At 30.4% G+C, this 12,106-nt stretch carries 13 protein-coding genes and 1 tRNA gene; 3 read left to right on the forward strand and 11 right to left on the reverse strand.

Annotation, left to right across the window (positions count from 1 at the left end):
* Positions 1 to 10 precede the first annotated feature (10 nt).
* The 4 genes from ACFQ1O_RS07550 to ACFQ1O_RS07565 all read right to left on the reverse strand — a co-directional run bounded on the left by ACFQ1O_RS07550 (position 11) and on the right by ACFQ1O_RS07565 (position 2,590).
* Positions 11 to 1,411 (reverse strand): GspE/PulE family protein, encoded by a 1,401-nt coding sequence (locus tag ACFQ1O_RS07550; protein WP_377714997.1) that lies wholly within the window; start codon positions 1,409 to 1,411, stop codon positions 11 to 13.
* Positions 1,412 to 1,415: 4 nt separating this feature from the next.
* Positions 1,416 to 1,670: a hypothetical protein gene (locus ACFQ1O_RS07555; protein ID WP_377714999.1), complete on the reverse strand. Its 255-nt coding sequence runs from the start codon at positions 1,668 to 1,670 to the stop codon at positions 1,416 to 1,418.
* Positions 1,671 to 1,900: 230 nt separating this feature from the next.
* The gene (locus ACFQ1O_RS07560) at positions 1,901 to 2,305 is read right to left on the reverse strand and encodes a prepilin-type N-terminal cleavage/methylation domain-containing protein (protein WP_377715001.1); all 405 of its coding nucleotides are present in this window, start codon (positions 2,303 to 2,305) and stop codon (positions 1,901 to 1,903) included.
* 200 nt (positions 2,306 to 2,505) lie between these two features.
* Positions 2,506 to 2,590: transfer RNA gene (locus ACFQ1O_RS07565), tRNA-Ser, on the reverse strand.
* A 127-nt stretch (positions 2,591 to 2,717) separates the two neighbouring features.
* Here ACFQ1O_RS07565 and ACFQ1O_RS07570 point away from each other — a divergent pair.
* Positions 2,718 to 3,470, forward strand: coding sequence for a sulfite exporter TauE/SafE family protein (locus ACFQ1O_RS07570; RefSeq protein WP_377715003.1), 753 nt, complete (start codon positions 2,718 to 2,720; stop codon positions 3,468 to 3,470).
* Here the strand turns inward: ACFQ1O_RS07570 and ACFQ1O_RS07575 are convergent.
* Both ACFQ1O_RS07575 and ACFQ1O_RS07580 read right to left on the reverse strand, forming a co-directional pair.
* A complete protein-coding gene (locus ACFQ1O_RS07575; RefSeq protein WP_377715005.1) occupies positions 3,460 to 3,735 on the reverse strand; it encodes an acylphosphatase in 276 nt (91 codons plus the stop codon). The two genes, ACFQ1O_RS07570 and ACFQ1O_RS07575, sit on opposite strands and share 11 nt — an antisense overlap.
* Complete coding sequence (locus tag ACFQ1O_RS07580; protein WP_377715006.1) at positions 3,735 to 4,118, reverse strand: acyl-CoA thioesterase; 384 nt, start codon at positions 4,116 to 4,118, stop codon at positions 3,735 to 3,737. The genes ACFQ1O_RS07575 and ACFQ1O_RS07580 overlap by 1 nt, the downstream gene beginning before the upstream one ends.
* A gap of 96 nt (positions 4,119 to 4,214) precedes the next feature.
* On the opposite strand from ACFQ1O_RS07580, the gene ACFQ1O_RS07585 reads away from it, so the two are divergent.
* Positions 4,215 to 4,844 (forward strand): NAD(P)H-dependent oxidoreductase, encoded by a 630-nt coding sequence (locus ACFQ1O_RS07585; RefSeq protein WP_377715008.1) that lies wholly within the window; start codon positions 4,215 to 4,217, stop codon positions 4,842 to 4,844.
* 48 nt (positions 4,845 to 4,892) lie between these two features.
* A complete protein-coding gene (locus tag ACFQ1O_RS07590; protein WP_377715010.1) occupies positions 4,893 to 5,357 on the forward strand; it encodes a thioredoxin family protein in 465 nt (154 codons plus the stop codon).
* A 53-nt stretch (positions 5,358 to 5,410) separates the two neighbouring features.
* Here ACFQ1O_RS07590 and ribB read toward each other — a convergent pair whose 3' ends face one another.
* The 5 genes from ribB to ACFQ1O_RS07615 are packed head-to-tail and all read right to left on the reverse strand — an operon-like array spanning position 5,411 to position 12,087.
* Positions 5,411 to 6,547 (reverse strand): 3,4-dihydroxy-2-butanone-4-phosphate synthase, encoded by a 1,137-nt coding sequence (ribB, locus tag ACFQ1O_RS07595; protein WP_377715012.1) that lies wholly within the window; start codon positions 6,545 to 6,547, stop codon positions 5,411 to 5,413.
* Positions 6,548 to 6,551: 4 nt separating this feature from the next.
* The gene (locus ACFQ1O_RS07600) at positions 6,552 to 8,627 is read right to left on the reverse strand and encodes an LptF/LptG family permease (RefSeq protein ID WP_377715014.1); all 2,076 of its coding nucleotides are present in this window, start codon (positions 8,625 to 8,627) and stop codon (positions 6,552 to 6,554) included.
* A gap of 6 nt (positions 8,628 to 8,633) precedes the next feature.
* Complete coding sequence (locus ACFQ1O_RS07605) at positions 8,634 to 9,275, reverse strand: LolA family protein (protein ID WP_377715016.1); 642 nt, start codon at positions 9,273 to 9,275, stop codon at positions 8,634 to 8,636.
* Positions 9,276 to 9,279: 4 nt separating this feature from the next.
* The gene (locus ACFQ1O_RS07610; protein WP_377715018.1) at positions 9,280 to 11,688 is read right to left on the reverse strand and encodes an FtsK/SpoIIIE family DNA translocase; all 2,409 of its coding nucleotides are present in this window, start codon (positions 11,686 to 11,688) and stop codon (positions 9,280 to 9,282) included.
* A 27-nt stretch (positions 11,689 to 11,715) separates the two neighbouring features.
* Positions 11,716 to 12,087 (reverse strand): diacylglycerol kinase, encoded by a 372-nt coding sequence (locus tag ACFQ1O_RS07615; protein ID WP_377715020.1) that lies wholly within the window; start codon positions 12,085 to 12,087, stop codon positions 11,716 to 11,718.
* Positions 12,088 to 12,106: the final 19 nt, after the last annotated feature.

Consider the following 12,106-nt stretch of genomic DNA (forward strand, 5'->3'; position numbering starts at 1 on the left):
ATAAATAATACTAATCCATTAATAAAGAATAGACTTCTTCAATAGATGTTGTACCGCTTTTAATTAATTGTATAGCGTTATTTTTTAGTGATATAATATTTTCGGTTGCAAGATAATCATCAATTTCTAAATCATTATTTTTTATATGAGGTATTAACTCTTTTTTTATCGGAACTATTTCGTAAATAGCTTTTCTACCTTGATAGCCGGTATGATGACATTTATTACAGCCTTTTGGTATATAATGAGAGGTTAAATCTTTTGGAATGTTAAAACTCTCTGGGAAATGTTTACTTAAGGTAATTTCTTCTATTTTACAATTATCACATAATTTTCTCACTAACCTTTGAGCTACACTAATGTTTAAAGTACTAGCTATTAAAAAAGGAGGAATTCCCATGTCAATTAACCTAGAAATAGTAGCCCAGGCAGAATTGGTATGAATGGTAGATAATACTAAATGTCCAGTTAAAGCTGCTCTTATTGCCATATTAGCAGTTTTAGCATCTCTTATTTCACCTACCATAATAATATCAGGATCTTGTCTTAAAAAAGTACGAAGGGTACTTGAAAAATCAAGGCCTATATTTTCTTTTAATTGAACTTGATTTATTCCTTCTAACGTATATTCTATAGGATCTTCTATTGTTAAAATATTAGTTTTATCGTCGTTCAATAATTTTAAGGTAGCATATAAAGTGGTTGTTTTACCAGAACCAGTAGGTCCAGATATTAATACAATACCATTAGGTTTTTTAGTACCTTCTTTATAAGTGCTTAGTTCAGCATCGGTAAAACCAAGTTTTTCTAAACTAATATTATTGGTATCTTTACTTAAGATACGAAGTACTATTTTTTCACCATATAAAGTAGGTAAGGAAGATACTCTAATATCAAATTCTTCATTACCATTATTCATAGTGATTCTTCCATCCTGTGGTAGTCTTTTTTCAGAGATATCTAGAGAAGCCTTAATTTTTAACTTATTTACAATTATTGGGTATTCTTCTAAACTAATAATATAGTGCTCTTTTAATTTACCATCAATCCTTAGTCTAACCCTACACTTATTTTCATAAGGCTCAAAATGAATGTCGCTACTACCTATTTCTTTAGCACTAATTAATATTTTCTCTAAAAAATCATTACTATAGTGTAGTTCTTCGCAAATGCTTGATTTTCTGTAAGTAGATGCTAATAAAAACTGTATTTGTTCTTCTGTCTCTTCAATTAATTTAATATTCTGATTAAATAATATTTGAAGTTCTTGCTGTAATGAATAAGATGTATTCACTGATTTAAAATGTATGGTATTGTCTTCAAGTGCAACAGGAATAATACCATAATGATACGCTTGATCTGCTGTAATCAATTGTGTTATAGAAGTAGCTAAAGTATGGTTATTTTCCAAAACGTTATAAACTGTATAAATTAGTTATTAAGCCTGACCAATATGCAATATAGGAAATAGCAAAGAATAAACTCATATATCCAGCTAGTGGCACTGTTTTTTCTTTATTTCCTTTTGATGAAATTAAATGTAACAATAGAGAAAACAAAAGCGAAGAAACAAACAATGTAATAAACGAAACCAATGAAAATGTACATGTTAAAGCTATAAACAATAAAATGTCTCCTAAGCCAATAGCTTCTTTAATATGAATTTTCATTTTAAATTTTGAATATAAAAACAAGATTAATAAAAGAATAAGCACAAAAATTCCATTAAGTAAAATAGAGAATAAAAATAATTCTATAGATGTTTCTAAAACATACAAAGTTCCACAAACAATACTAATCAGTGGAAATAAAAACCACCATACTAGTCTTTCTTTTGTGTCTTGATAGAGAACTAATAAAAAGATAAGAATTAGAACTATTTTTAAAAAGAGCATGAATATTAATCCTTTACCGTTTGTTTAGGTTTTCCTGATTCATCAATAATCCATACATTGAAAACGCCATTGCCGTTAAAGTCTGTTATTGCAGTAGCTTGAGCTTTAAATGTGTTGTTGTCAGCACTTATAATTTCATATGTATAATTAGCGGTCCCGTTTTCTGATACTGTTTTAGGTGCTATATAATCAATCTCGTTTAAGTCACGAGAATATTTTGAATACATATATCTATGAGTTGTTTGGGAACTATATATTTGTTTTAACTGTAATTGAGCCTCTAAACTTTTGGCTTTGGCTATTAATGGCATCAAATTAGGTAATGCTAATAATAAAAGGATACCAATTATTGCAAGTACAACAAGTATTTCTTGAAGATTAAATGAATTAAGTTTTTTATTTAATTTCATACGTCAAATATATAAGTTCTATTGCATTAATTCAACAGTAGGGTAAAATTACTAATCATAAATACTATTTCTATTCTCGTTAGTAATTTTATTTGTTTTAAGATTTTGAAGTAAGGGAAATAAAAAAGCAACTTCTGTCAACTATAATGTCAACTAAAAAGCAAAAGCCCAGTAAACACTGAGCTTTTTGGTTTGTTAAGCGGAGAAAGAGGGATTCGAACCCCCGGTCCTGTTACAGACAACAGTTTTCAAGACTGCCGCATTCGACCACTCTGCCATTTCTCCTGAGTGTCTCATCAGCTATTTGCTGATTGCGAGTGCAAATATAGAAACCTTTTTCTATTAGAAAAAGGTTTTTTTCGTTTTTTTACAGCTATTTTTGCAACTTGTTTATTATCAGATTTTAACAAAAGTGGATTTTAATTTTTTATTCTTGATTTTAGTAGGATTTGCGGCTGGTTTTATCAATACCATTGCTGGAGGAGGTACATTATTAACCATGCCAATGCTTATTTTTATGGGGCTGCCTTCTAATATAGCTAACGCAACTAATAGAGTTGCTATTTTAATTCAAACAGCTTTAGGTGTTAAGGGATTTCAGAGTAAAGGTGTAGATCCTTTTCCTTTTGCATGGTATTTAGGGGTGTCTGCCTTATTAGGATCGTTTATAGGAGCTTATATTGCTGTAGATGTGAAAGGAGCCTTATTTAATAGAATATTATCCATTATTATGTTAATTGTGGTTGTTTTAATGATATTTCAACCTAAAAAAGTAAATCAAAACTTAATTGAGCGAATTAACGGGAAACATTTAGTTGTATCTACTATTATATTTTTCTTTTTAGGCATATACGGCGGTTTTATCAATGCAGGAATAGGGTTTATGATGTTAGCGATACTTCCTTATATAAATAGATTATCAATAGTTAAATCGAATGCAGTAAAAGTTGCAGTTGTATGTTGTTATACAGTGGCCGCTGTTATCATGTTTCAATATCACGAATTAATTAACTGGAAATACGGTTTAATTTTAGCCATAGGCAATGCTAGTGGTGCATGGGTATCTAGTAGGTGGTCTGTAGGGATTCCAGAAAAAACCATTAAATATATTATTATAACAGTTATTTGTGCAATAGGGATTAAGTTATGGTTTTTTAGCGCTTAATAGAAAAGTTTTTATAAGTTGACACAGGAACAATCTCTTTAAGATCAATTTTTTCTACTTTAGATAGTGGAGATCCTTCAGTTTCTAACCATACGAGCATTTTATTCATATTAGCTGATTGACCAAAAACTTCTAGAAAAACAGAACCGTTTTGTAAATTCATAACAAACCCGGTTAGGTTTAATTCTGTAGCTTTTTCTTGTGTATATTTTCTAAACCACACCTTTTGAACTTTTCCGAATACTGTAACTTGAAACCCTAGCATTAAATAATACTTATAGGGTTTCTATATTCGTTAATAGCAACAAAGGTAAAGCAACCTGTAACTGCTAATTCGCGTTCGTTTTCATACATACGTTCTGTAAAAATATCTACTTGTATTTTACAGCTTTTAGTTCCTACATGAACCACATTGGCAATTAATTCAACAATACTTCCTTCAGGTATAGGCTTTTCGAAATCGATTTTATCAGTAGAAACTGTTACAACCCTTTTTCTGCTAAAACGTGTAGCACAAATAAATGAGGCTTCATCCATTAATTGTAATGCAGTACCTCCAAATAAAGTGTTGTAGTGATTGGTAGTGTTTGGAAAAATAGCTTTGAATATTCTAGTTTCAGAACTTTTAATACGCTCTTCTATAGTCATAAGACAATGTTGTTTATAGTATGATCAATTAAAATTATGCTAAATAAATGGCTTAAGCCACAAGCATGTTTTACTTTTGCCGTAAAGATAAGGTATATGAATATATTAGAAAGCTTAAAATGGCGTTATGCTACAAAAAGTTTTGACACCAATAAAATAGTATCAAAAGAAAAATTACAGGTTTTAAAAGAAGGTTTTAGTTTAACAGCTACTTCTTATGGTCTACAACCTGTAAGAATGGTTATTATAGAAGATAAAAATTTACAGCAAGAATTAGTAGAGCACAGTTATAATCAGCAACAAATAGCTCAAGCTTCACATGTTTTAGTTTTATGCATTGAAAATGTAATAGACAATAAATATATTGAAACTTATTTTGAGAATGTGAAGAAATTAAGAGGTACTCCAGATACTATATTAAACCCTTTTAAAGAGTATTTATTAGATAGTTTTTCAAATAAAAAAGATACAGAAATTAAAGATTGGGCAACTAAACAAGCATACATAGCTTTAGGTAACTTGCTAACTGTTTGTGCAGTAGAGAAAATTGATGCTTGCCCAATGGAAGGTTTTGTTCCTGCCGAGTATGATAAAGTTCTAAATTTAACAGAAAAAGGTTTGACTTCTGTATTGGTGTTACCAATAGGTTATAGAGCAAAAGATGATATGTTTGCAAATTTTGCAAAAGTTAGAAAGAATATTTCTGAAAGTGTTTTAGAATTGTAATTCTGGTAAGGTATTTGAGGTTTAAATGTTGAATTAAAGAGATATATAATGAAAAGGATTTTAGTAGTAGTATTTTTACTGGTTGCTATAATAAGCGTAGCTCAAGGTAAAAAAGATGAGTTACATTGGGAGACTAATTTTGATAAAGCAAAAGAGATATCAAAAAAAGAGAAAAAACCTATACTTATCATGTTCACGGGCTCTGATTGGTGTCCTCCTTGTAAAATGTTGAAAGCAGATTTTTTTCAGTCAGATAAATTTGCTAATCAAGCTAATAAATTTGTTTTGTTAATGGTAGACTTGCCTAGAAATAGAGATTTAGTAGGAGAGGAGCAGTACAAAGCAAATATGGTTATAAATAAAAAGTATGGTGTAAGATCTATACCAGTTGTAATGGCTGTAGATGCTAATGGAGGAATTATAGATAAAATTAAAAGTTATAATTCGGCTAGAGATACAGCTCCGCATTTTAAGTTTATAGAAAAAGTACTTAAAAAATATTCGAAAGGATAATCAAAGTATTTAAATAAAAAAAGAGCACTAATTAGTGCTCTTTTTTTATTCTTTTAATAGTTTATATAGTCTACAATTTCTAATCCGTAACCAATCATTCCAACTCTCTTTTTCTGACTAGTATTAGATATTAATTTAATTTTATGAATATCTAAATCATGTAAAATCTGAGCGCCGATTCCAAAGTCTTTAGAATCCATAGGAACTCTAGGAGCTCTCATAATCCCTTCTTGTTGATTTTGTTTTAGCTTATTTAATCTACTTAACAAGTTTAAAGAAGGACTTTCTTGATTGATAAAAACATAAGCACCTTTACCAGATTTATTAATAAGTTGAAATATATCATCTAACTTTTTATCTGTAGCAAAGGTTAGTGTGTCTAGAATATCATTATTAACAAGGGTAGAAGTCACTCGTACTGTTACAGGCTCATCATTTGTCCATGTACCTTTAGTTAAAGCAATGTGTACTTGTCCGGTTGTAGTTTGTTTATAGGCACGCAATCTAAAATCTCCAAAACGGGTTTTAATATCAAAATCTTCTTTCTTTTCAATTAAAGAATCGTGTTTCATTCTATATGCAACTAAATCTTCAATCGATATTAATTTTAAATCAAACTTGTCGGCTACTTCTTTTAGTTGAGGTAATCGAGCCATTGTACCATCTGGATTTAATATTTCAACTAAAATTCCAGCAGGTTGTAAGCCAGCTAATCGAGCTAAATCTACAGCAGCTTCTGTATGTCCTGTTCTACGTAAAACACCACCTTCTTTAGCTTTAAGAGGAAATATATGTCCTGGTCTACCTAAATCATGAGGTTTGGTGTCAGATTGTGTTAAAGCATAAATCGTTTTAGAACGATCTGAAGCAGAGATACCAGTTGTACACCCATGACCAATTAAATCTACAGATACAGTAAACTGAGTATTGTGTAACACTGTATTGTCGTTTACCATCATGTTTAGGCCTAGTTCTTTACAACGATCTTCAATTAACGGTGCACAAATTAATCCTCGACCATGTGTAGCCATAAAATTAATCATCTCGGGAGTTACTTTTTCTGCAGCAGCAATAAAATCTCCTTCGTTTTCTCTGTTTTCATCATCTACTACAATAACCATTTTACCTTGTCTTATGTCGTCAATGGCATCGTGAATAGAATCTAGTTGTATGTTGTTGTTTGTTGTCATGTTGTTATCTTATATGTTTCATGGCTTCATTTATTTCCTTTTTAAAATAAAAATAAGTGAATAGGTTGAAAGGAGCTCCGATTATTAAAAAAATGATAGGGCTTGGCAATGATAAACCAGAATTATTTGTGACTATTTTATTAAGCTTTGAGTAATCTAAATAACATTTTAAGTAATAAATCATATAAATTATTAAAGACAATAAGATAATGATTGTAACTATAATACCTGAAAAATCAGCTTTTACAATATTGATAGCTATATTAGATAAGAAATGAACTATATAAAGAATAAATGCAATAGCAGAGTTTTTCTTTAGTTGTAAATAATGTCTATTTGCATTTTCAAATTGATAGTTCGATAAGTTTCCAGATAATTTTAATTCTTCAAACCCGACACCTAACTGGCTTAAAGTGTCTAAAATAATTTGTTTTTGATTATCAGAATATCCATGTTGTTTAGAATACTTCAGAATGTCTTTTAGTTGAGGGGTAGAAAAAGAAGAAATTTTATCTTTAAATATTAAATCTTCATTTGAATATTCCGTAGTGTTTAATACAAAGTCTTCTTCAAGAGTTGTGTTTTCTTTCTTCTTTATAAACTTATTTCCGATCTTTCTAAAGAAATTATAAATACCATCGGTATTAAACATTCCTTTATCTGAGGTTGCATTTCTAGTAAAAATAATACCTAATGGAAGCATGATTAATGTAGATAACCAACCTCCTAAGAATGGAGGAATACCTCCTTTTTCAGAGCTGTTTTCAGCAAAAATACCTATGAACCAGTAGGTTAAAAATAAAACAATAGCAATTACCATAGGTAAACCTAAACCTCCTTTACGAATAATAGCTCCAAGAGGTGCACCTACAAAGAAAAGAATGAAGCAAGAAAAAGCTAAAGCAAATTTTTTATGAACCGCAACTTTGTGTCTGTTAAGATTAGATAATTTATCGTCTAAGTTACTTTCTCGCTTTTCAATTCTTTTATATGATGCCTTACTATTGGTAATAGCAAAATCTAATATTTTTTCCTGTTCTTTTAAGGTAAATAAATTTAAAATAGGTTTTTTATAAAAGGTATTGTTGTTAGGTTTAACTTCTATTGGTTTCTTAATGATTTTACTACCTGTTTTACTTGAATCATTTGTCTTGATAGAAGCAATTTTATCTACTTTATTTTTAGCAACGGTTAAGCCTAAACCATTATATAGGTTATTATTGTCAGACTCAACATCTTTAACTAGTTTATGATTTAGTGAGTCTATAGTTGGCAATAATTGATTGATTTTTAAGAACCTATATGATGTTAGTTTTTGAGTACTATTTGGTGATTTATCTAGTTTAGATAAATCGATATTCATGGTATACTTGTCAAAAGAACTCTTTGCATGTGGCAATTTTTTCTTTTTTGTATAGTCTTTTGGAGTAATATCGTGATAGTAATTGCCGTCAGACAATACCAACTGTAATATGTTAGAACCTTCACTAGATATTAACTCTCCTTTTTTAGCTTTAATTACAGTAGTATTTTTTGTATGCTTTTTTTGGTGAAGGATAACGTTTTCTAGTAATCTACCATCTTCACCGTATTTTCTTTCAACTTTTATGTTAGCATCTCCAATAGGAGTAAATTGACCAGCAACAATAGCCATAGAAGGTTTTAGCTGAGCAATGTTCTTTCTTAAATTTCTAGATTCGTACTCGCCCCAAGGAATTACATTGTTGGCAAAGAAAAATGTAACAAAACTAAGCAGAGCAATGAAAATTGTTAGACTTCTCATTGCTCTGTGCAATGAAATACCAGAAGATTTCATGGCAGCGAACTCATAATTCTCGGCAAAATTACCAAAAATCATAATTGAAGTAAGCAATATGGTTAACGGAAGAATTAACGGAACCAAAGTAGGAAGTAAGTACATTAAAAACTTACCAACTACTATTAATTCTAAATCTTTACCTGCAAGTTCTTTGACAAACAGCCAAACAGACTGTAGTATGAATATGAATATTAATATGAAAAAGACACTAAAAAATGTCTTTAAAAAGGTGGTTAATATGTAACGGTCTAATATCTTCAACGGAGACTATTCGTTAAAATAGTAGTCTTTATATTTACTGCGGTCAAAGGTAAACAAACTTTCTGATAAAGGTTGGTTTGTTTTGAAACTATTAACAGTTAAAGTAGTAACAGCACCATTCTTACCATTTTCGATTACGTTGTAAATATTTTTAGTGTTTGCATCTATACCTAGTAGTACATATTTCATTTCTGAATTGCTATCTATAGGAGTTAATTTTATATACTGAATAGACCTTCCTTTAACAGGTAATTTTTTATCCCATGCATAATTGTAACCTTCTTTATAAAAAGTAAGCATTTTAGAAGGAGTAATAGTACCTTCTTCTTCATCTGAGGCATTGCTTATTGTGATTTCTTCGTCTTCAGGAGAAATAGTGTATATTTTTTGACCATCGTATAAACGCGTTACACCCATTAAGTTTAGTAAATACTTATCACCTTTTAAATAAACATCTCCTTTGGTAGACTGTTCTACATTTTCTGCTTCATTTTTAAGGCTATATTTAAAGTCAATACTAATATTTTTATAGGTACTTACTTTAGTGGCAACATCGTCTAAATATTGTTTAGCTTTTTCTGCATTCTGAGCAGAAAGCCCACTAATAGCTATCATGCTAATAAATAAGAATGTAAATACTTTTTTCATGGTTTTATTTTTCGTTTTCTAATAATTGATCTAAGGCTATTAAATCAGGAACTAAAACTTGTCTTGCTTTACTACCTTCAAAAGGTCCTACAATACCAGCTGCTTCTAACTGATCTATTAACCTACCTGCTCTGTTGTATCCTAATTTTAATTTACGCTGTAATAAAGAAGCTGACCCTTGTTGAGCTGTAACCAGTACTTCGGCTGCTTCTCTAAAGAGTTTGTCTCTATCTGATATGTTATTATCAAGAGTCGTGCCACCTTCTTCGCCTACATATTCTGGTAGTAAATGAGCATCAGGGTAGGCTTTTTGTCCACCAATAAATTCAGTAATTTTTTCTACTTCAGGTGTATCTACAAAAGCACATTGAATACGAACTAGTTCGTTACCTTGTGTGTATAGCATATCACCTCTACCAATGAGCTGATTTGCTCCACTCTGATCTAAAATTGTTTTAGAATCTATACCAGTCATTACTCTAAAAGCAACACGAGCTGGGAAGTTAGCTTTAATCATACCCGTAATAACATTAACAGAAGGTCTTTGTGTTGCAATGATTAAGTGAATACCAATAGCTCTTGCTAACTGAGCTAGACGAGCAATTGGAGTTTCTACTTCTTTACCTGCAGTCATAATTAAATCTGCAAATTCATCTACAACTAAAACAATATAAGGTAAAAACTTGTGTCCGTCATTAGGATTCAGCTTTCGAGCTTTAAACTTTTTGTTGTACTCTACAATATTTCTACAGAAAGCATTTTTTAATAACTCATATCGGTTATCCATTTCAATACACAAAGAGTTTAATGTATTGATAACCTTAGAATTATCTGTTATGATTGCTTCTTCAGAATCGGGTAGTTTAGCTAAATAATGTCGTTCTATTTTGTTAAATAAGGTAAGTTCTACTTTTTTAGGGTCCACTAAAACAAACTTTACTTCGGCTGGATGCTTTTTGTAGAGCAAAGAAGTTAGTATACAGTTTAACCCAACAGATTTACCCTGACCAGTAGCTCCGGCCATTAATAGGTGAGGCATTTTGGCTAAATCTACCACCATAGTTTCGTTACTAATGGTTTTTCCAAAAGCAATGGGTAGTTGCATTTCTGCTTCTTGAAACTTCTTAGAAGAAATAGCTGCACGCATAGAAACAATTCTAGGGTTTTTATTAGGAACCTCAATACCTATAGTTCCTTTACCGGGCATAGGAGCAATAATTCTGATACCTAGAGCAGCTAAAGAAAGAGCAATATCGTCTTCTAAGTTTTTAATTTTAGAAATTCTAACACCAGCTTCTGGTACAATTTCATATAAAGTAACTGTTGGTCCTACAGTAGCTTTAATATTAGCTATTTCTATTTTATAATTCTTAAGAGTAGTTACAATTTGATTTTTATTTTCTTCTAGCTCTTCTTGATTGATGGTAATTCCTTGTCCGCTTGTATAATCTTTTAATAAGTCTATGGTAGGAAACTTGAAATTGCTTAACTCAAGAGTTGGGTCAAATTCTCCGAAATCTTCTACTAGTTTATCAGAAAGATTGTCGGTAACGGTTTTTTCTTCTTGGCTTACTTCAACTTTCATAGAAAGGTCGCCTTCAGATTCAGAAGGAATTGTTATTTCTTCTGGTGTTTTGGGAGTATCAATTGATGTCTCAGTAGTAGAAAGTTGTATTTCCTCAGTTTGAGGTTGTTCAGTGTTTTCTTCAACAAAATTAGCTATAATAGCTTCTTCTTCATCTATAGTTTTAGTCTCTGTAGAAGGTGTTTCAACAGTTTCTGAATTGATTTCTTCTGAATTGAAATCTTCTTTAACCTCGTGAGCAGTTTTGTTAAAAAAGGATAGAACAGTGTCTAAAGTAAATTTGAAACGTAAAACTAAATAAGTAATTAGTAAAAAAAGCAATAATATAACAGTTCCTATTTTACCAAGGTAATCCTGAAGGAAGTCATTTAATTCAAAACCTATAACACCACCTAATAATGATGCAGAACTGCCAAAGAAACCTAAGAAGGTAGATAGCCAAATGGCAACTAAAGTTCCCCAAATCCAACGCTTTTTTAAAGCCTCTTTGTTAGCATTTAATAATAAATGAATTCCTGATAACGAAGTTAATACTGCAAATGTAATAGAAGCAATACCCAAACCTTTATATATAAAAAAGTAGGCAATTTTAGCACCAATACCACTTATAAGGTTTTTATATTCTGCGTTTCTGGATAAATTGTTAATCTCGCTAATATCTTCTTTCCAGGTAAAAAGAAAGGATATAAAAGATATGAGTAGTAAAACACCTAATAAAAACAAAAAACTACCTAAAATGGTTTCTTGTTGTTTACTAAGTGTAAAACTTGGAATTTTAAACTTGGGTAATGATTTTTTTTTAGTTTTTGTGCTTTTCTTTTTAGCCATTGATTTTTTTGATGTAAAACAAAAATACTAAAATATCTTTGGGATGTAAATAAGTAACCCAATAATACTAGCTGCTGCTGCAGCAAAGAAAACTGCCCCTGCAGCAATGTCTTTTATGAGTCCAATTTTATGATGAAAATCAGGGTGAATGAAATCTGCAATTTCTTCAACAGCAGTGTTTAAACCTTCAATACTCATAACCATTCCAATGGCAAATATTTGTAAAATCCACTCAGTAGTTGAGATTTCAAAATAAAAACCAGCTATAATTAAAAGTAAACCAATAGAGAATTGTACTTGTATACTGGCTTCAGTTTTAATTAAAATAAGAGCTCCTTTTAAAGCATAACCAGCTCCTTTTAATCTATTTATAAAAAAACTTTCTTTAGGTTGTTGCATTTTGTTTAACAGTTATCAA

This window comes from Pseudofulvibacter geojedonensis (assembly GCF_042675745.1).
Classification (GTDB): domain Bacteria; phylum Bacteroidota; class Bacteroidia; order Flavobacteriales; family Flavobacteriaceae; genus Pseudofulvibacter; species Pseudofulvibacter geojedonensis.

Coding starts and splice junctions, on each gene's coding strand:
- ACFQ1O_RS07555 (WP_377714999.1), bottom strand. CDS start 1,670: ATGAAAATTCATATTAAAGAAGCTATTGGCTTAGGAGACATTTTATTG.
- ACFQ1O_RS07560 (WP_377715001.1), bottom strand. CDS start 2,305: ATGAAATTAAATAAAAAACTTAATTCATTTAATCTTCAAGAAATACTT.
- ACFQ1O_RS07575 (WP_377715005.1), bottom strand. CDS start 3,735: ATGCTAGGGTTTCAAGTTACAGTATTCGGAAAAGTTCAAAAGGTGTGG.
- ACFQ1O_RS07580 (WP_377715006.1), bottom strand. CDS start 4,118: ATGACTATAGAAGAGCGTATTAAAAGTTCTGAAACTAGAATATTCAAA.
- ACFQ1O_RS07585 (WP_377715008.1), top strand. CDS start 4,215: ATGAATATATTAGAAAGCTTAAAATGGCGTTATGCTACAAAAAGTTTT.
- ACFQ1O_RS07590 (WP_377715010.1), top strand. CDS start 4,893: ATGAAAAGGATTTTAGTAGTAGTATTTTTACTGGTTGCTATAATAAGC.
- ribB (WP_377715012.1), bottom strand. CDS start 6,547: ATGACAACAAACAACAACATACAACTAGATTCTATTCACGATGCCATT.
- ACFQ1O_RS07605 (WP_377715016.1), bottom strand. CDS start 9,275: ATGAAAAAAGTATTTACATTCTTATTTATTAGCATGATAGCTATTAGT.
- ACFQ1O_RS07610 (WP_377715018.1), bottom strand. CDS start 11,688: ATGGCTAAAAAGAAAAGCACAAAAACTAAAAAAAAATCATTACCCAAG.
- ACFQ1O_RS07615 (WP_377715020.1), bottom strand. CDS start 12,087: ATGCAACAACCTAAAGAAAGTTTTTTTATAAATAGATTAAAAGGAGCT.